The organism is Streptococcus sanguinis, from assembly GCF_013343115.1.
In the GTDB taxonomy this organism is placed as follows: domain Bacteria; phylum Bacillota; class Bacilli; order Lactobacillales; family Streptococcaceae; genus Streptococcus; species Streptococcus sanguinis_H.
The window spans coordinates 1,683,723-1,703,290 of record NZ_CP054570.1; the positions used below are offsets into that span (position 1 = coordinate 1,683,723).

Consider the following 19,568-nt stretch of genomic DNA (forward strand, 5'->3'; position numbering starts at 1 on the left):
GAGCTGGGTATCAATCTGGCTCAGGAGGAGGTTCTGCTTTATTAAGTTCATATTATAAATTAAAATTATTGATATCACGAGGTAATATCTTATGACAAAAATTGTTGAATGTATTCCTAACTTTTCTGAAGGCCGCAATCAAGCGGTTATTGACGGTCTAGTTGAAGTAGCTAAGAGCGTGCCAGGCGTAACACTTTTGGACCACTCTTCTGATGCCAGCCACAACCGCAGCGTCTTTACTTTGGTCGGTGATGACCAAAATATTCAGGAAGTTGCTTTCCGTTTGGTTAAATACGCTTCTGAAAATATTGACTTGACCAAGCACCAAGGTGAACACCCTCGTATGGGCGCAACTGATGTCCTGCCTTTTGTACCTATCAAGGACATCACAAGTGAGGAATGCGTAGAAATTGCGAAGACAGTATCTGAGCGAATCAATCGTGAGCTCGGTATCCCTATCTTCCTCTATGAAGATGCAGCGACTCGTCCTGAGCGTAAGAACTTGGCTAAGGTTCGTAAAGGACAATTTGAAGGCATGCCTGAAAAACTCTTGGAACCTGACTGGGCTCCTGACTATGGTGAAAGAAAGATTCACCCAACTGCTGGTGTTACTGCTGTTGGTGCCAGAATGCCACTCATCGCCTACAATATCAACTTGGATACAGACAATCTGGAAATTGCCAACAATATTGCCAAAATCATCCGTGGATCAAGCGGTGGCTACAAATACTGTAAAGCGATTGGCGTTATGCTGGAAGACCGCAACATTGCTCAGGTTTCTATCAACATGGTCAATCTGGAAAAATTCCCACTCTATCGTGTTTTTGAAACTGTTCGCTTTGAAGCTAAGCGCTACGGAGTTGGAATCCTCGGCTCAGAAGTCATTGGCTTGGCACCAGCTAAGGCTTTGATTGACGCAGCAGAATACTATCTGCAAATCGAAGACTTTGACTACGGCAAGCAAGTTCTGGAAAACCATTTGCTGGGCTAGGAGGACAGAAACCTATGAAATTAGTAGATTTAAGTTTGACAGAATTTGCCCAAGTCCTAGGCTCAGATGCTCCTGCACCAGGAGGTGGCTCTGCCGCTGCTCTTTCCGCAGCGAACGGTATTTCCCTGACTAAGATGGTCTGCGAATTGACCCTTGGCAAGAAAAAATACGCAGAATTTGAAGCAGAAATTACTCAAGTGCACGCAGAAAGTGCCCGCCTGCAAGAAAGCCTACTTGCAGCTATTGACAAGGACACTGAAGCCTTCAATCTGGTCTCCGCCGTCTTTGATATGCCTAAGGAGACAGAGGAAGACAAGGCTGCCCGTCGGGAAGCTATGCAACAAGCCCTCAAGGAAGCGACCAAGTCACCTTATGGCATGATGGAAGACATCTTTGCTGCCCTGCAAACAACTCAAAAAGCTGTTGGCAAGTCCAATACCAATGCTGCCAGCGACCTGGGGGTAGCAGCTCTTAACCTTAAGGCTGGTCTGCAAGGGGCTTGGCTCAATGTCCTCATCAACCTGTCAGGCGTCAAGGATGAAGCATTCGTCGCAGACTACCGCAGCAAGGGTGAAGAGCTACTGCAAAAAGGCTGCGCCCTAGCCGATGAAATTTATCAAGAAATTTTGAAAGTTGTCTAATAGATAAACGGAAGAGAAACCCACTCTTTCCCATGAATGGACTTTCTTTTCTCAAGAGGTAACAATATGGTTTTATCAGATATTGAAATTGCGAATTCGGTTCAAATGAAGCCCATCAAAGAAGTGGCAGAAAAACTAGGAATTGCTGAAGACGCTTTGTCTCTTTATGGAAATCACAAGGCAAAAATCAGTGCCGGCCAACTAGAAGCCTTAAAAGACAAGCCAGACGGCAAACTGATTCTCGTGACCGCTATTTCTCCGACACCAGCTGGAGAAGGCAAGACCACGACTTCTGTCGGATTGGTCGATGCTTTGGCTGCTATCGGTAAAAAAGCCGTTATCGCTCTGCGGGAACCTTCACTCGGACCTGTCTTTGGTATCAAGGGCGGAGCTGCTGGTGGTGGTCACGCTCAGGTGGTGCCCATGGAGGACATCAACCTCCACTTCACTGGTGACTTTCATGCCATCGGTGTTGCCAACAACCTGCTGGCAGCCCTCATTGATAACCACATTCACCATGGCAATGCCTTAGGTATCGACTCTCGCCGCATCACTTGGAAGCGGGCGGTGGATATGAATGACCGGCAACTGCGTCACATCGTGGACGGCTTGCAGGGCAAGGTCAATGGTGTTCCGCGTGAAGATGGATTTGACATTACAGTTGCTTCTGAGGTTATGGCTATTCTCTGTCTGTCAGAAAATATCACTGACCTCAAGAACCGTTTGGAAAAAATCATCATTGGTTACAGCTTTGAAGGTAAGCCAATAACTGCCAAGGATCTGAAAGCTGGTGGCGCTATGGCTGCTGTGCTCAAAGACGCTATCCATCCAAACTTGGTTCAAACTCTGGAACACACACCAGCCTTGATTCACGGTGGACCTTTTGCCAACATTGCCCATGGCTGTAACAGTGTCCTAGCTACCAAGCTGGCTCTCAAATATGCCGACTATGCAGTCACAGAAGCTGGTTTTGGTGCTGACCTAGGTGCTGAAAAATTCATTGATATCAAGTGTCGTACATCTGGACTTCGTCCATCGGCTGTAGTTCTGGTTGCTACTATCCGCGCTCTCAAGATGCATGGTGGTGTTGCTAAGAGCGACCTGGCTGAAGAAAATGTCCAAGCCGTTGTAGATGGTCTGCCAAACTTGGAAAAACATCTGGAAAACATTCAAGATGTTTATGGATTGCCAGCAGTCGTTGCCATCAATAAATTCCCGCTGGATACCGAAGCAGAATTGAAAGCAGTTTATGACGCCTGCCAAAAACGCGGCGTTGACGTCGTGATTTCTGACGTCTGGGCCAATGGCGGAGCTGGCGGTAAAGAGTTGGCTGAAAAAGTCGTTGAACTGGCCGAAGGAGACAATCACTTCCAATTTGTATATAATGAAGAGGACTCCATCGAGACTAAGCTGAACAAAATTGTTACTAAGGTTTATGGAGGCAAGGGTGTTCGCCTGACTCCTGCTGCTAAACGCGAGCTCAAACAACTGGAAGAACTGGGCTTCTCCAACTATCCTATCTGTATGGCCAAGACTCAGTACTCCTTCTCAGACGATGCTAAAAAACTGGGCGCACCTAAAGACTTTGTTGTGACAATCAGCCAGCTCAAAGTTTCTGCTGGTGCAGGTTTTATCGTTGCTCTGACGGGTGCAATCATGACCATGCCAGGGCTGCCTAAAGTACCAGCCAGCGAAAAGATTGATGTTGACAAAGATGGCAATATCAGCGGTTTGTTCTAATAAATACCAAAAATGACAAATGTAACCCTTTTAAGAGTAAATGATTTTCAAGTTTCCGATTGGTCGGGGGGAAAGACAAAACAGCTTTATCTTTCCCCGCCAACTGGCCACTATAGCAAGCGTGACTTTGACTATCGACTCTCAACAGCGACTGTGGAGTTGGCTGAAAGTCAGTTTTCTGACCTCAGCGGCTTTCACCGTATTCTCATGAGCCTGGACCACACACTTCATCTCCACAATGCCAGCCGGCAGGAGGAAACGGTTCTAGCTCCCTTTACTCCCTATGTCTTTGAAGGGAGTGATTCTATCACAAGTCGGGGGACTTGTACCGACTTTAACTTAATCTACAGCGACCATTATCAGGGACAGATGATTGCCATCTCGAATGGGCAAGAGCTTAGCCGAGATGACGAAATTCAATTTATCTATGCCTTAGAGGATCTGACGGTGACGGTAACAAACCTGCCAGTGCTTAACCTAGAGGCAGAGCAGCTTCTGATAGTGGAAAAAGAGACTCAGGAAACTGAGCTGCATATAATGTTTTCGAGTAACCAGCCAAAGGGTGCTCCCCTTGCTATATGGGCTGGTTTGACCCACATCCCTACTAAGTAAAGATACCATGATGTCTTGTCACCATTCTATCTTTACTTGGAAAGGATCCCATATCTCTAAAGGAGAAACATTATTATGGATGCAACTAAACTCACTGCACAAGAACAAGAACAGGAAAAAGCGAAATTCAGCTTTTCCGGTGCAACCCTCTACGGTATCAATGCCGTTATCGGATCAGGGATTTTCCTCCTACCGCAAAAGATTTATAAAGGACTTGGTCCTGCCTCTCTAGCTGTCATGCTTGGAACTGCCCTTCTCGTTATTCTCCTAGCCGTCTGCTTGGCAGAAACTGCTGGTTATTTTAATAAAAATGGCGGAGCCTTCCAATATTCCAAAGCAGCCTTTGGAGACTTTGTCGGCTTTAATGTAGGTTTCCTAGGCTGGGCGGTTACCATCATCGCTTGGGCCGCTATGGCAGCAGCATTTGCAAGACTTTTTGTCATCACTTTTAAAGCCTTTGAACCTTATGAACTTTTGCTCAGTGTGAGCCTGATTATTTTGCTCAGCTTGATGAATATATCTGGTCTTAAGACTTCAAAAATATTCACCTTGACTGCTACTGTAGCTAAACTCATTCCAATCGTTGCCTTTAGTTTATGCGCAATTTTCTTTATTAAATCGGGAATTGATAAAGGAAACTTCACTCCGTTTCTACAACTAGATCCTAAAGTAGATATCATGAAGGCTATCTCAAGCACAGCCATTTATATCTTCTATGGATTTATCGGATTTGAAACCATGTCTATCGTTGCTGGTGAAATGCGCAACCCAGAAAAGAATGTACCTCGGGCTATCTTGGGCTCTATCAGTATTGTCTCTGTTCTCTATATGCTGATTATCGCAGGAACTATCGCCATGTTAGGCAGCCGTATCCTGCAAACAGATGCTTCTGTACAAGACGCCTTTGTTGAGATGATTGGCCCTGCTGGTGCTTGGATTATTTCCATTGGAGCACTCATCTCTATCACTGGTCTTAATATCGGGGAGTCCGTCATGGTTCCGCGTTATGGTGCAGCTATCGCAAATGAAGGCCTGCTTCCTAAGAAAATTGCAGAAACCAACTCTAAAAATGCCCCTATAGTTGCCATTATTATTTCAGGAATCCTGGCCATCGCCCTGCTCTTCTCTGGTAAATTTGAAGAATTAGCAGCTCTCAGTGTGGTCTTCCGCTTCTTCCAATACATCCCAACTGCTCTAGCTGTACTAGTATTAAGAAAGAAATATCCGGATAAAAAAGTGGTCTTCCGCGTTCCATTTGGTCCAGTAATTCCAATTTTGGCGGTTCTAGTCAGCCTCGTCATGATTTGGGGTGAAAACCCAATGAACTATGTGTACGGCCTCATCGGTGTCCTTATCGCCAGCGCAGTATACTTTATCTATATAGTACTGATTTGTAAAAATAAAGTTCTTAAACAAGAAGGAGAATGAATCTTATGACACATGTAATCAATTTGGATGGCGAACACCTTACTTTAGAAGACGTCATCGCAGTAGCCCGTCATGGAGCCACCTGCGAAATTGACCAAGAAGCTAAAAAAGCAGTAGAAGCTTCCCGTAAAATCGTGGATGACATCGTCCGCGAAAAGCGGGTAGTCTACGGTGTTACAACCGGATTCGGCTCTCTCTGCAATGTCAGCATCTCACCAGAAGATACGACTCAACTGCAAGAAAACCTAATCCGTACGCACTCTTCAGGCTTTGGTGATCCCCTACCTGAAGATGCAGTCCGTGCGATTATGTTAATTCGGATTAATTCTTTGGTCAAGGGCTATTCTGGTATCCGTCTCTCTACTGTCGAAAAACTTCTGGAATTGCTCAATAAAGGCGTTGTCCCTTACATTCCGGAAAAAGGCTCTTTGGGAGCTTCTGGTGACTTGGCACCGCTGGCTCACATGGTTCTGCCTATGTTAGGACTTGGCCGCGCTTACTATCAAGGCCAATTGCTCTCTGGACAAGAAGCTTTGGACAAGGCCGGTATCGAGAAAATTGCTCTAGCAGCCAAGGAAGGGCTGGCGCTGATTAACGGAACAACTGTCCTGACAGGTATCGGAGCTCTGGCTACTTACGATGCCATCCAGTTACTTAAGCTATCAGACGTTGCAGGCGCTCTTTCCATGGAAGTGCACAATGGTATCACCAGTCCTTTCGAAGAAGACTTGCATACCATCCGACCTCAAAGCGGACAGCTGGCTACAGCACGCAATATCCGCAACCTTCTAGAAGGCAGTGGCAACACAACCGTAGCTACTCAACAGCGGGTCCAAGACCCTTACACCCTGCGTTGTATTCCGCAGATTCACGGCGCCAGCAAGGACTCTATCGCTTATGTCAAGACCAAGGTTGAGATTGAGATCAACTCTGTTACAGACAACCCTATCATCACCAAGGAAGGCCATGTTATCTCAGGCGGTAACTTCCACGGTGAACCAATGGCTCAGCCATTTGACTTCCTCGGCATCGCTATTTCTGAAATCGGAAATGTATCCGAGCGTCGTGTAGAACGTCTGGTCAACAGCCAACTAAGTAAGCTCCCATCCTTCTTGGTCAAACACCCCGGCCTCAACTCTGGCTTTATGATTACCCAGTATGCTTGTGCTTCGCTTGCTTCTGAGAACAAGGTCTTGTCTCATCCAGCCAGCGTAGACTCTATCCCATCTTGTGAAAACCAAGAAGACTTTGTCAGCATGGGAACTACTGCAGCACGCAAGGCAGCTGAAATTCTCAAGAATTCTCGCCGCATCGTGGCAACAGAAATCATGGCAGCCTGCCAAGCTCTGGATCTGAAACCAGGAAACCATGAACTTGGTAAAGGAACCAAGCCAGCCTACGACCTCTTCCGTCAGCATGTCCGCTTTATCGAGTTTGATAAGGATATCGAAATCTATGAAGAACTCAACAAGGCTTCTGAGCTGATTGAAAACGAAGAATTCCTAGCAGCCGTTGAAAAGGCTGTGGACTTGAGCATTCACTTCTAAAGCTGATGCCTCTGTAAAAAGCTAACCTAAGAAGCCCGCTCTCATGCAGCTGGGCTTCTTTTCCCGCCAAAAGTCATTGACAGGCTTGGCGGAAACTCTTATAATAAAGTCGCAAGTATCGTTATGGAAAAGGACAAAATCATGTTAGAAGATTACTATCAGCTAGATAACAGCTACTATCATAAGAGACTAGACGATGATTTATATGCTGCCAAGTGGGGCATGGTTATTGAGTTTTTGGACTTAAATGACCCTAACTTAAAACCCTTTGACGGCGTCAACTTTGCCCTAATTGGCTTCAAGAGTGACAAGGGCGTTTATATCAACCACGGCCGAGTGGGGGCTGTCGAAGGGCCACAAGCTATCCGAACCCAGCTGGCCAAACTTCCTTGGCATCTTGGCAGAAACGTCCGCGTCTTTGATGTTGGCGATATTGACGGCCCTAACCGCTCTCTGGAGCAGCTACAGCAAAGCTTGGCTCGAGCAGTCAAACGCCTGCGAGAGCTCAATCTCCGGCCTATTGTCCTAGGGGGTGGCCACGAAACAGCCTACGGCCACTATCTGGGCCTTAAGTCGTCACTAGCTCCTGACCAAGACTTGGCCGTTATCAATATGGATGCTCACTTTGATTTGCGTCCCTATGACCAGACTGGTCCTAACTCTGGCACCGGCTTTCGCCAGATGTTCGATGACACTCTGACTCAGAAGCAGGCCTTTAACTACCTTATCCTAGGGATTCAGGAGCACAATAACAATCTCTTTCTCTTTGACTTTGTGGCAAAATCCAAGGCTATCCAGTTTCTGACTGGAATGGATATTTACCAAATGGGTTACAAGGAAGTCTGTAAAGTGGTCGATGCCTTTTTGGCCGGCAAGGAGCAGGTCTATTTGACCATTGATATTGACTGCTTTGCAGCTGGCGCCGCTCCTGGTGTCAGTGCCATTCAGTCACTGGGTGTGGATCCCAATCTAGCTGTTCTGGTCTTCCAGCACATCGCCGCGTCAGGCAAACTGATAGGCTTTGATATCGTCGAAGTCTCTCCGCCTCACGATATAGACAACCATACGGCTAATCTGGCTGCCAGCTTTGTCTTTTACCTGACCCAAGTCTGGGCACAAGCACATGACTGATAGGCATTTAAAAACTTCATTACAAACATCAAAAGAGGATGAAGATAGCTTTCATCCTCTCTTATTTTTTGTTCAAGCCCTGACGCAAGTTTTCCAATTCCTTTAGCTGGTGCCGGTCTCGGTAGGGATTGAGCTGGCTTTTGGCTGTTTCATAGTAGGTCTCAAAGTCCTGATCCAGCAAGACTTCAAAGCCTGCTCCCTGCAAGTTTCCAGTCAGCAGTCCATACTTAATCACAGCCATCAGATAGTAGATCAGCCCCTTGTCCCTCGGATTGCCATAGCGACTGATGAGACTATCCTTTTTCCGCAGCAGATCAAGCATCGGCTGGTAATCTCTCTTCTCACAGCCAATCAAGGCCAAATAAACTTCCAACTGGGTCTCTTTCCAAGGGAAGCTAAGGGACTTCAGAGCTGTTTTGGCTTTGAGGAAAATCCGCTCCGCCTGCTCATAATCTTTCAGCTGATAGTAAGTCATACCCAAGCCGATATAGAAAGCAAAAATCGAAGGCTCTGCTGTTTTATTTTCCGTCAACTTAATGGCCTCCTTCTGATGAGCCAGAGCTGTCGTGAAATTCCCGCGAATCTGCTCAATCTCCGCCAGATAGTCTAGAGCCGCCGCAATCTGAATTGAATACTTGGAACGCAGCGAAGACGTCAGGCTGAAACAATCAATAGACTGGTAGAGATGGTGAAGCGACTGCTCCTCATCTCCAATCATGAGATGATAGAGCCCCTTGAGTCGGAGATTGATAGCAATGGCCTCGTGATTGTTGGCCTGGACCGAAGCATCTAGAGCCAACTCCGTATAGTAACGCATCTCAGAGATATTCTCCGTCTGGATGCAGTAATAAATCATCTGCCGATAGCCTTCTAGGAGAAAATCCATCTGCTGCAGCTCCTTGGCTGAAATAATCACCTGCTGGATATTGTCCATTCCCTGCTGGTAATTCCCCGTCCGGATAGCATAGCGCCCTTCTAGATAGAGAAAGCGGAGAACCAATAGCTGAAAATCCTTGTGATTCTGATGATTTCTCTCTAAGCCCTCTATCTCCCGACGGATACGGTCAAACTGGCCTAAAACCGCTGACTGATTGCTATCATCCGTCTTTTCGATAAAACCAAACTCCCGCGAATAAATTGGAAAGAGCTCGTGATGAAACTGCAGAGTAGCCTCGAGATAATGCAGTTCGTACTCCAGAGACTTAATCGGCTGCTTGGACATCTTGTAGTGATAGGCGATTTCATTGAGCAGCTGAGCTTGATAGAGAGAGTCTCCCAGCTGGTCTTCCATGCTCTGGGCTATCTGATGATGCAGCATTCGCTTCTTGGCAAGTGACAAGCGCTCATAGGCGTAGAGTCTCAAAAGCTCCTGACTGAATCGCACTACCAATTCCTCACTCTGCTCCTCTTCCATCAATAGCTGCTTCTGTCCAAAATCCTCAGTGATTTCGACCACTTCTTCCATCGGCAGGCCTAATAACCTAGCTAAGAGCGAAACCGACGCAGGAGCCCTAAAGCAAGCCAGATAATCTACCAACTCTTCCTCTTGACTGCTCAGATAATCCAGCTTAAGAGACAGCTTGGCCTTGATGGCCGGAGTCAGCGGATGAAACTTCTCTCCTCGCAGGAGTTGCTCAGCATATTCCGACAGGAAGAAAGGGATGCCTTGACTGACCCGATAAATATCTCCTAACCTATCCTCAGGGATGGCTATCTGACCTGTCTGGGCTTGCAAGTAAGTCGCACTATCCTTAAAATTCAGCGGCTGCAGCTCGATAAAGCCCAGCTTATTGCGTACCAGCAGGTGATTGAAAAAATGTTCCAAATAAGAAGGGGTGCTCAGATGCTTGGTCAGCACAAAGGCCACAGGATAGCCGGTTAAATGATTCATGACTTGCTCTAAGACAGCAACACTGGCCTTATCCATCCAGTGACAGTCCTCAATCAAGATTATCAAAGCTTTTTTCTTAGAAATCTTCTGCAGAATATCCACCACAAACTGAGCCAGCTTGTCCGCATCCAACTGAAGACCAGAAGTGCCGCCTGTCAAAATGGGAAAATAACTCTCCAAAATGACCTGCCACTGACTGATAGAGAGAATCTGGTGCTGAATAACCAAGTCCCCCAGACCATCCAACAAACCACGCCAAGGCTGGAGCTCTGCCTTCATCTCTTCCTTGAAGCACTCCGCCATGACAATCTGGAAATACTTGGTCTGATTGGCCAAAACTTGACGAGTCACTGTCCGCTTTCCGATACCAGTACCACCGACTAGGACCAGAGCACGCGCCTCCTGAGTCTCTATCACCTTAGAAAAGTAAGATTCCAAACGCTTGATTTCATCGACCCGCCCGAAAAAGTGATCCGTATTGCGCAGAAACTGCTTAGTCTTGCGCTCGCTACGGTCCTTGGCAAGCACCTCATGATATAGTTGCTGGATAGGTTCCGTAGGACTAATGCCCAGTTCCTTATCCAAAATATTGACCAATTTGTAGTAGGTCTCTATCACCTTACCTGGCCGATCATGATCCTGATAGAGCTTCATGAGCAGATGGTAGTTCTTCTCATCAAACTCATCAATGCTGATCAAGCGGCGCAAATTCCGCTCAGCTTCTTCCAAATCCAGATGATCTTTTTCTGTTTCCAGCTGTTGGTAGCAGGCTTGGATATAAAGCTGCTCATATCGCGTCCGCATCTTAGACACCCAGTAATCAAAAGCCTCGCTGTCCTTGAGATAGAAGCCCTGCAGAAAATCCCCCTGATAGAGAGACAGATGCTCCGCAGGATGATCCGTAAAAAGTTCTACATCACTTTCAATCGCACACTCGGGATTAAGCGACAGCACAGTCCGGTTGGGAGCGACAATCCATTCCCCACCTAGTAGCTTGTTAGCCTGATAAATCGTGTTGCGCAGATTCTTTTTGGCGGTCTGATTATCCTTGTTTTCCCAGAGGATTCCTGCAATCTCCTCCCGATTGACTGCTCCATTGATGTGGAGATAGTAAAGCAGAGCATTGATTTTGGCAAAAGGAAAAAAGACTTCCTCTTGATTGAGAAAGACACTCGGACTTCCCAGTAATTTCAACCTCAACAGATTTTTCGTCATGCAAACGCCTCCAAGAAACCTTATAGAACTAATATAAACAAAAAGAGACAGTTTGGCAAGTAAAGTATTATACTAACCCTTAATTTCCAGTTTTTAAATTGGTTTTATTTAGGATTTTTTTGTTATACTAGGATGAAAATAAAATTTTAGAAAGTTACTTATGAAGAAAAATATTGTTCTTTTCATTTTTCTCCTTCTGAGCGCGATTGGCTTAGAATACGAGACACAAGCCTATACCACAGGCAGTATGTCAGGCACTTCCTATGGGATAGTCGGACTATCAGCCCTCTTAGCCCTGCTCTATATCATCCCCGCCCTGCTCTTGATTCGCCAACTGGGTAAAAAATGGCAAACTCCTGCACTTAGCCTTGGGGTAGCTCTGCTAGGCGGCCTTTTCATTTCCGGCTGGACCTCTGGCTTAGCTAACACCTATATCCACGAGTGGGTCAGCACCAGCTTCCCAAATACTCTGCTCAGTGACCTAGAAAATGCTATCGCAGCTCCGCTGGTTGAAGAACCACTCAAGCTGTTGGCAGTTGCCTTCGCTGTCTACCTAGTCCCCGTCAAAAAGCTCAAATCCTTCTTGATGCTAGGGATTACAGCTGGCATGGGCTTTCAGATTAGTGAGGACTTCTCCTATATCCTCTCTGACCTGCCCGAAGGCTTCTCCTTCACTATCTCTGGTATCCTAGGACGCATCACTGGCGGTGTCGCCTCTCACTGGCTCTACACCGCCCTGACCACTCTCGGTCTGGCACTCATGCTGCGTTATGCCAAGACTCAGAAAAACTACTTCCGAGTGGGGCTCTTCTACTTCCTAGCAGCCTTCGTTCTCCACTTCTTCTGGAACTCACCTCTGACTGCTATCGAAACAGATATCCCAATCATTGTACCGGCTATGACGGCTCTGGCTGTCTTTATCTTTTACCAAGCCTACCGAACAGCCCATAAAATTGATCAGGAAGAATTGGAAGTGGAGTAAGATCAAAAAAACGACCGTTATGGCCGTTTTTTTGTTGCAGGAAAATATTTTCCCAATATTTATATTTGAATCATAGTAATAGATTGCCAACATTTGAATTTTCTAGTTTTTATAAGTATATACATAAATCACCTTTCATACTCTATAATTCATCCCACAACTTCACCTCAACCCCTCTTCCCATCGCATTTCTACCACATTCTACCTCTGCTCTTTCCTTAAAGAAATGTTAACATTTTCTTAAAACTAACTTATATCAGGAACTTTTAAGCCGCAGTCTGTATACTTTCTACAAATCATCTAAGAAAGAGGTATGGATATGGATTATCTAGTGATTCCGGCCTATGAGCCTGATTATAATCTTATTAAGCTGATAAAAAAAATTCACCATAAAAGTGATTTTCATATCATTGTTATCGATGACGGCAGCTCTTCCAAATGCCAGATAGTCTTTGAGCAGGCAGAGCAGTACGCGACCGTGCTCCGTCATCAGGTCAATCAAGGCAAGGGGCAAGCTCTGAAGACTGCTTTTACCTTTATCCAGACACTGAAGAACTATGGAACGGTTGTAACAGCAGATGCGGATGGCCAGCACAAGGCCTGGGATATTTTCCGTGTAGCGAGCAAGGCTTCTGAAAATCCTAATCGGCTGATTCTGGGAGCACGCGCCTTTACTGGCAAGGTGCCCCTACGCAGTCGCTTCGGTAACAGTCTGACTCGGGCTCTCTTCAAGCTTCAGACTGGCGTGGGTGTCTCCGATACTCAGACAGGCTTGCGAGCCTTTACGACCAACATGATTCCATTTATGCTAAAGGTAGAGGGCCAGCGCTATGAGTATGAAATGAACATGCTTTTAGAAGCTAGCAAGGAATATCCCATTTTGGAAGTGCCCATTGAGACGGTCTATATCAATGACAATCAAGGCTCGCACTTCCGACCAATTCGGGATGGCCTCATGATTTATAAAAATATTTTTAAATTCGCCCTGACTTCTCTCAGCAGCTTCGTCGTGGACTACATCGTCTACGCCCTGGCTCTCTTGTTTTTAGCTGCTGTGCCGACCAGCCTGAGAATTCTTCTCGCAAATGGGATTGCCCGCGTGACCAGCTCAATCTTTAACTATTCGACCAATAAAAGGCTAGTCTTTAAGAACGACGACAGTATACTCAAGACAGGAACTGGCTATTTCAGCCTAGCTGTAGTGCTCTTTATCCTAGACACACTGCTGATTCGCCTCTTCTACGCTGTCTTTGGTCTCAATCTTCTGATTGTCAAAATCATCGTCGGCATCTTGCTCTTTACCGTCTCTTGGATGGTGCAAAAGAGATTTATTTTTAAGGAAAGGACACACACCGCATCATGAAATTTTTAAAGAAACGCTATGCCTACGCCTCCATTTTCGGGCTGCTTCTGATAGCTTCTTTCAGCTACTCCATGCTGAAAACCTTTGTCATCGCAGAGACCATTTCCACGGTTTCAAGTACGAGTTCGTCGTCCAATGCCAAGGCTGCCAGCAAGGCTGCCGAAACAGCGACTGTGACGGATACCAGCTATTCAGACGACAACATCTCGGTTACGCTAACTAAAAAGACCGTCAGCAACACCCAAGTCTACATCGCTGATGTGACTGTCAGCTCATCGGAATACCTGAAAACAGCCTTTGCCCAAAACACTTACGGAAACAATGTCACAGCAAAGACCTCGGAAACGGCTGCCAACAACAATGCTATCCTAGCGGTTAACGGCGACTACTACGGGGCCAACACAACTGGCTATGTCATCCGCAATGGCGTCGTCTACCGCGATACCGTCCGAGAAGACTCCAGCAATGGGGATTTAGCTATTTACAAAGACGGATCCTTCAAGATTATCTATGAAGACCAAATCTCTGCTGATCAACTAGTCAAAGACGGTGTGGTCAATCTCTTGGCCTTCGGCCCATCTCTTGTAGAAAATGGTGAGATTGCCGTTGATACCAACTCCGAAGTCGGCCAGTCTATGTCTTCCAATCCCCGGACTGCTATCGGTATCATTGATGAAAACCACTACATCATCATCGTCTCAGACGGACGCACCTCAGAAAGCGAAGGGCTTTCCCTCTACCAAATGGCAGAAATTATGAAATCTTACGGTGTCAAGACCGCTTACAACCTTGATGGCGGCGGCTCCTCTACACTTTACTTTAACGGTCAGGTCATTAACAAGCCTACAACCAACGGAAATACTATCTCAGAAAGGTCGGTGAGTGATATTGTCTACATCGGTTACTAATCCCAGTAAAAAACGTTTTAGAAAAACAGCCCTTATCTACGCCCTATTAACTATTTTCTTCTTTGCTTTCAGCAGAATCTATGAATCCTTCAGTTTCGGCGAAACATCTAGCCACATGCACTATCTCTTTACCATTCCTCTAGCGGGCGGCATCCTACTCCTGCTCTTTATGAAGGTCATCCCTAATCTCTCTCGGCTCAGCCTCAACCTTTGGAACTCAGCTGTAGCCATCATGACAGCCGGCATGCTCTTCCGTGGCATCGTCAACCTATCTGGCCGCTCCACGACGCTGGATATGCCTTATTGGTACGTAGGAACGGCCTTTGCAGCTCTGGCACTACTCTCCATGGTCTTTACTCGAAGTGTGTGGAAGGCGGAAGAGCAAGCTCAACCAATACCCAGCAAAAAAGAAGAAGCAAAACTAAGTCGTCGTAAAACCTACAGTCAAGTATAAACCAAAAACCTCAGAAAAATCTGAGGTTTTTAATGTAGGGATCATTCTTCTGATCATTTATCTCTATGAACAGTTAGGTAAATTTGCATTTTTCATTCACACTCATACACATCACCCGTCAGCGGGTCAATGACTTCTGCTAGCTTAAAATATCCCTGCTCATAATGGTAATGACAGATAGCGCAGTTGCCAAAGCGCACCTTGGGATCCAGAGCTTGAGCTGCAATCTTGAGATAGAAGGCCCACATGGCACCGCCGTGGCTAACAGCCAAGACTGGCTCTGCTCCTGCCTGCTCCATGACCTCAGTCAGAGTGACCAGCATGCGCTCACCGACTTGGTTCACACCTTCTCCGCCATAGGGAACGAAGAGGTCTTCAAAAGAGGTAGCTCCTGGTCGAAATTTCGGTTGCAGGCGTTCGGGCTGGGCTTCAAAAAGACCGAAGTTCCATTCTTTAATGCCCTTGAGGCGAGTGTAGTCGGTCCGGCCAGAGACAAGTTCCAGCGTATCGGAAGCCCGCTCCTGAGTGGACGAATAGAGCTGACCAAAATGAATGCCCTGCTCTTTCAAATAATCTCCTGCCTGCCGGGCCTGTTCCTGCCCCAGTTCTGTCAAAGGAGAGTCGCAAGCTCCCTGCACCAAGCCTTCTTGATTGAAAAAAGTCTGTCCATGCCGCATCAAATATAAATCTTTCATTTATTTTTCCTCCCAGCTGCTAAAATCGTGACCGATGGCCTCTTCTAGATAGAATTGGTCATTTTCAAAAGTAAACTTCAAAATCCCGCAGTTGGTCATGTGACCTAGGTCATCCAGACGCCAGTTTTTCTGCCAAGCTCTGGCAAAATTGGCCATAGCTCCGCCATGTGAAACCATGAGCACAGACTGACCGTTTGTCTCTTGCATGAGCTGAAGAATGGTCGCTGCCATACGCTCCTGCACCTGATCTTGTGATTCACCGCCATAGGTCACAAAGAAATCTTTATAAGGCAGGGGTGGATTGAGGTCTTCGCTTTCCCCTTCAAAGGTGCCAAAGTTCCACTCCTTGAGTCCCTTGACACGCTTATAGGGAATCTTACCGTCTGTTACCAATTCCAAGGTATCACAGGCCCGCTCTTGAGTAGAGCTATAAGCATCATCAAATGTAATACCGGCATCCTTAAAATATTGCCCTGCCACCTTGGCCTGATAGATGCCAAAATCGGTCAGAGGAGCATCACACCAGCCCTGCACCTTATGGCGCAGATTGAAAAGCGTCTGCCCATGCCGCATCAGATAAAGAGTTTTTGCCATCATTCACATCTCCTTTAGATGAGTTCTAACTTTTCAAAGGCCTTGTAGAGACCGTCTTGGCTGACCGAGTCTGTCACCAGATCTGCTATGGCCTTGATTTCCGCTCCGCCATTTCCCATAGCAACCCCAACCTGACAATAGTCCAGCATAGGAATATCAACCTTGGCATCACCGAAAGCCAGAGTATCTGCCCTGTCAGCATGAAGATGCTTCAGCAGAACCTCAATGGCATGCGCCTTGGTAATATCTTTGACTCCTAAGTCACCAAAGAGAGCATGCTCGCCCTTGCCTCCCCAAGTACCCGCCTTGAGCTCAGGAAAAGCAGCCTTAGAGTCTAGATGGTCTTGGTAGCTCTTTAGAATGAAGCTGACTTTGTTCAGGTCGTCTCGGTAGAGCTCCCCACCATAAACCAGGCCATGAAGAGCTTCTTCTGCCTCCATATTTACGACTTCTTCTGGATTGGCTCCTTTTCCAAGGATGTAGGTCTGAAGCACTGGTCGCGCTGCTTCGCGGAAGCCCCTGCTTGCAAAGAGACCGTTATTACTCTCCAGGTAAAACTCTAGCCCTCTCTCCTGAAGCCAGTCGACTAGCCTTTTAGCGACATCTCGCGGAATCAGCTGGTACAAAATAACCTGCCCCTCATGCTCCACATAAGAACCGTTGCCACCAATCATGCCATCAAAGCCAATATCCCAAATTTCCGGCGGCATCTCAGCCTTGCTGCGACCTGTACATACATAAACCAAATGGCCCTTTTCCCGTGCCTTCCGAATGGCAACCACAGCAGACTCCGGTATATGATTGTCATAGTCGATGATGGTACCGTCCACGTCCAGAAAGATGATTTTTCTCGTCATAATGCTCCCTTCTTTCTCTTTTTTTCCTGGCATTTGCTGAATGCTTTCCTCATTTTTTACAAATTCTCCCATTCTGACCCAGCTCTATTTTATAAAAGCTTCACCCTATTATATACCTTTTTGAAAGCCTTTTCCTATAGGATTATCAGAGATAATAGTACTATCCTTTTTTCAGAGAAAAAAAGCAAGAAGGACAGCTTTTAATCAGCTTGTTCCTTCTGTTCTTTTTATTTCCCAGCTTATCTACTCATCTTCTGCTTCAAACAGCCAGAGTTTGGAATCAAAGTCATAACTTGGCTTTTGCTCAGAAGCCTCCAGTAGCTGACCGCTAGAAGCGTCCGTGGTGACCAGTCCAACTCGCATAAGCTCAGCCCCAGTATAGCTACGCCCCTCTAGCCGATAGACCTTATCCACAGCCAGTCCTTTCAGTTGCAAACGCTGATGAGAGCGATTGACTTGATTGAGGCCCTTGAAAGTGCCTAAAAGTGCGGTGTTCTGATCCTGACTGACAAGCATCCAAGCTGTCTGTCCATCTCTCTTAAATGGCGACTGCAGTCGATAAAAAGTTCCATTATGAATCAGCTCTCGATGGCGCTTGTAAAAAGCTATCTGTTTCCTGACTTCAGCCAATTCTTCTGGGCTTAGCTGATTAAGATCCAGCTCATAGCCAAAGGAACCGAAAAAGGCGACATTGCCCCGTGTCTTCAACGGAGTCAGACGATTGGTCTGGTGATTGGGCACGATGGAGACATGGGCTCCCATGGATGAAAGCGGATAGAGAAGGCTAGTCCCGTACTGGATCTTCAAGCGCTCAATCGCATCCGAATCATCGCTGGTCCAAGCTTGAGGAGCATAGTAGAGCATACCCGGATCAAAGCGGCCTCCACCTGAAGAGCAGGACTCAAATAACAAGCTTGGATAGCGACTGATTAAACGCTCATACAAGTCATAAACCCCCAAGACATAGCGGTGAAAAATCTCTCCTTGCTGATCGGCTGGCCAGGCATCCGAGAAGACATCTGTCAGAGGGCGATTCATATCCCATTTGATATAATCAAGCTGCGCTTCCTCGATAATCGCTGATAGACGCTCAAAGATCTCATCCACTACTTCCGGCCGAGAATAGTCCAAAACAAACTGATTCCGACCATGGTGGGGCTGTCTATCCGGCACTGCAAGCAACCAATCAGGATGAGTTCGGTAGAGTTGGCTGTCCTTATTGACCATTTCCGGCTCAAACCAAAGACCAAACTGCATGCCCAAACCATGAATACGCCCTGCTAGCGAGCCCAGCCCCCGCGGCAGCCTTTCTGGATTGGCAAACCAATCCCCCAGTCCAGCGCGATCGTTAGTCCGCTGGCCAAACCAGCCGTCATCTAGCACAAAGAGCTCCACTCCTACAGCCTGAGCCTTTTCAGCAAGTTCCAGCAGTTGATTCTCACTAAAGTCAAAATAGGTAGCTTCCCAGTTATTGATGAGAACAGGACGCGCTCGCTCGCGCCAGTAGCCCCTAGCTAGACGTCGACGAAATAGCTGATGAAAGACTTGACTCATGCCGTTGAGGCCTCGCTCAGAATAAACCAGCAGAGCTTCTGGACTGGTAAAGGACTGGCCCGGAGCCAGCTTCCACTCAAAGCCGAAAGGATTAATGCCTAGCTGCAGCCGTGTCACATCATAGGTGTCCACCTCGGCCTGAATGAGAAAATTACCTGAATACACCAAGGCTGCTCCTAGCACTGGACCTGAAAATTCAGTCGTTTCCGGTCGCTTAAGAGCCACAAAGGGATTGTGGTGGGGACTGGAAATGCCGCGGGTTGACTCAATAGACTGAATCCCCTGCTGAAGCGGGCGCTCCTTGATATGGCGTTCCCGGGCCCATGCTCCTGATAGCTGCAGCCAGTTATAATCAGCATCTGGCAGATCCAGCGACAGACTAGCTAGGGATTCCAAATAGCAAGCTTCCCTGCCTTGATTAATCACTTTGCTAGAGCGAGCGATAACCGGCCAATCAGCAAAAATCGTATAAAACAGCTGAACTTCCACTTCTGTCAACTCATCTTGCAGGGTCAAGATAAGAGTCTTAGCCTCCGTTTGAGTCTCTGTATAAGTAGCGGGCAGCCCCTCTAAAGCTGGCTTACCATCTGTTATCTGATGACTGACATAGACAAAATCAGTAATACGCGAGCCATTTTCCTGCCGCAGACAGATAGCGGGATGGCGAAAATCTGTCGTGCCGTATTCTGGAAATTCCTGCCGCACATGCTCCAAAGAATAGCGTAAATCTCCTTCTTTCCGATAGGTTGTCATGGGCCGATGCTGCATCTCCACCAAATAAGAATAATCCCGCTCTGGTACCACCGCTCCGTAGTAAAGCTGCAAGAGTTTACCATCCTCATAAACCCGAAAGATATAAGAAATCTCACCGTTAGTCAGATGAAATTGCCTGCACTCTTCGTTAAACCAAATACTCGCCTTATTCATGGTCTTCTCCTTTCACAGTCTGCAGTCAAACTTCCACT

16 protein-coding genes are annotated in these 19,568 nt (G+C 46.8%); 11 read left to right on the forward strand and 5 right to left on the reverse strand.

Annotation, left to right across the window (positions count from 1 at the left end; genetic code table 11):
- Nucleotides 1–91: 91 nt before the first annotated feature.
- The 7 genes from ftcD (at nucleotide 92) to hutG (ending at nucleotide 8,090) form a co-directional block, all read left to right on the forward strand.
- Complete coding sequence (ftcD, locus tag FOC72_RS08075) at nucleotides 92–991, forward strand: glutamate formimidoyltransferase (RefSeq protein WP_002896500.1); 900 nt, start codon at nucleotides 92–94, stop codon at nucleotides 989–991.
- A 14-nt stretch (nucleotides 992–1,005) separates the two neighbouring features.
- Nucleotides 1,006–1,632: a cyclodeaminase/cyclohydrolase family protein gene (locus FOC72_RS08080; RefSeq protein WP_002896501.1), complete on the forward strand. Its 627-nt coding sequence runs from the start codon at nucleotides 1,006–1,008 to the stop codon at nucleotides 1,630–1,632.
- A gap of 66 nt (nucleotides 1,633–1,698) precedes the next feature.
- Nucleotides 1,699–3,372, forward strand: coding sequence for a formate--tetrahydrofolate ligase (locus FOC72_RS08085; protein ID WP_032914259.1), 1,674 nt, complete (start codon nucleotides 1,699–1,701; stop codon nucleotides 3,370–3,372).
- Nucleotides 3,373–3,384: 12 nt separating this feature from the next.
- Nucleotides 3,385–3,984, forward strand: a complete 600-nt coding sequence (locus FOC72_RS08090) for a HutD/Ves family protein (protein ID WP_002896503.1) — start codon at nucleotides 3,385–3,387, stop codon at nucleotides 3,982–3,984.
- A 75-nt stretch (nucleotides 3,985–4,059) separates the two neighbouring features.
- Nucleotides 4,060–5,412, forward strand: coding sequence for an APC family permease (locus FOC72_RS08095; protein ID WP_002896504.1), 1,353 nt, complete (start codon nucleotides 4,060–4,062; stop codon nucleotides 5,410–5,412).
- Between the two features lie 5 nt (nucleotides 5,413–5,417).
- Complete coding sequence (gene hutH, locus FOC72_RS08100; RefSeq protein WP_032914340.1) at nucleotides 5,418–6,959, forward strand: histidine ammonia-lyase; 1,542 nt, start codon at nucleotides 5,418–5,420, stop codon at nucleotides 6,957–6,959.
- 141 nt (nucleotides 6,960–7,100) lie between these two features.
- On the forward strand, nucleotides 7,101–8,090 hold the full coding sequence (gene hutG, locus FOC72_RS08105) for a formimidoylglutamase (protein ID WP_097677708.1): 990 nt from the start codon (nucleotides 7,101–7,103) through the stop codon (nucleotides 8,088–8,090).
- A 61-nt stretch (nucleotides 8,091–8,151) separates the two neighbouring features.
- On the opposite strand, the gene FOC72_RS08110 is transcribed toward hutG, so the two are convergent.
- A complete protein-coding gene (locus FOC72_RS08110) occupies nucleotides 8,152–11,196 on the reverse strand; it encodes an ATP-binding protein (RefSeq protein ID WP_002896507.1) in 3,045 nt (1,014 codons plus the stop codon).
- A 160-nt stretch (nucleotides 11,197–11,356) separates the two neighbouring features.
- Here FOC72_RS08110 and FOC72_RS08115 point away from each other — a divergent pair, with 160 nt between their 5' ends.
- The 4 genes from FOC72_RS08115 to FOC72_RS08130 all read left to right on the forward strand — a co-directional run bounded on the left by FOC72_RS08115 (nucleotide 11,357) and on the right by FOC72_RS08130 (nucleotide 14,903).
- Nucleotides 11,357–12,178 (forward strand): PrsW family intramembrane metalloprotease, encoded by an 822-nt coding sequence (locus FOC72_RS08115; RefSeq protein WP_002896508.1) that lies wholly within the window; start codon nucleotides 11,357–11,359, stop codon nucleotides 12,176–12,178.
- Between the two features lie 313 nt (nucleotides 12,179–12,491).
- The gene (locus FOC72_RS08120) at nucleotides 12,492–13,541 is read left to right on the forward strand and encodes a bifunctional glycosyltransferase family 2/GtrA family protein (protein ID WP_002896509.1); all 1,050 of its coding nucleotides are present in this window, start codon (nucleotides 12,492–12,494) and stop codon (nucleotides 13,539–13,541) included.
- The gene (locus FOC72_RS08125) at nucleotides 13,538–14,449 is read left to right on the forward strand and encodes a phosphodiester glycosidase family protein (RefSeq protein WP_002896510.1); all 912 of its coding nucleotides are present in this window, start codon (nucleotides 13,538–13,540) and stop codon (nucleotides 14,447–14,449) included. The genes FOC72_RS08120 and FOC72_RS08125 overlap by 4 nt, the downstream gene beginning before the upstream one ends.
- The gene (locus FOC72_RS08130; RefSeq protein WP_032914261.1) at nucleotides 14,430–14,903 is read left to right on the forward strand and encodes a hypothetical protein; all 474 of its coding nucleotides are present in this window, start codon (nucleotides 14,430–14,432) and stop codon (nucleotides 14,901–14,903) included. Before FOC72_RS08125 ends, FOC72_RS08130 begins: the two co-directional genes overlap by 20 nt.
- A gap of 92 nt (nucleotides 14,904–14,995) precedes the next feature.
- Here FOC72_RS08130 and FOC72_RS08135 read toward each other — a convergent pair whose 3' ends face one another.
- The 4 genes from FOC72_RS08135 to FOC72_RS08150 form a co-directional block, all read right to left on the reverse strand.
- Nucleotides 14,996–15,598, reverse strand: a complete 603-nt coding sequence (locus FOC72_RS08135; protein ID WP_002896512.1) for a histidine phosphatase family protein — start codon at nucleotides 15,596–15,598, stop codon at nucleotides 14,996–14,998.
- Nucleotides 15,599–16,195, reverse strand: coding sequence for a histidine phosphatase family protein (locus tag FOC72_RS08140; RefSeq protein ID WP_002896514.1), 597 nt, complete (start codon nucleotides 16,193–16,195; stop codon nucleotides 15,599–15,601).
- Nucleotides 16,196–16,206: 11 nt separating this feature from the next.
- Complete coding sequence (locus FOC72_RS08145; RefSeq protein WP_174606304.1) at nucleotides 16,207–17,049, reverse strand: HAD family hydrolase; 843 nt, start codon at nucleotides 17,047–17,049, stop codon at nucleotides 16,207–16,209.
- A 243-nt stretch (nucleotides 17,050–17,292) separates the two neighbouring features.
- Nucleotides 17,293–19,530 (reverse strand): alpha-galactosidase, encoded by a 2,238-nt coding sequence (locus tag FOC72_RS08150; RefSeq protein WP_002896517.1) that lies wholly within the window; start codon nucleotides 19,528–19,530, stop codon nucleotides 17,293–17,295.
- Between the last annotated feature and the right edge of the window lie 38 nt (nucleotides 19,531–19,568).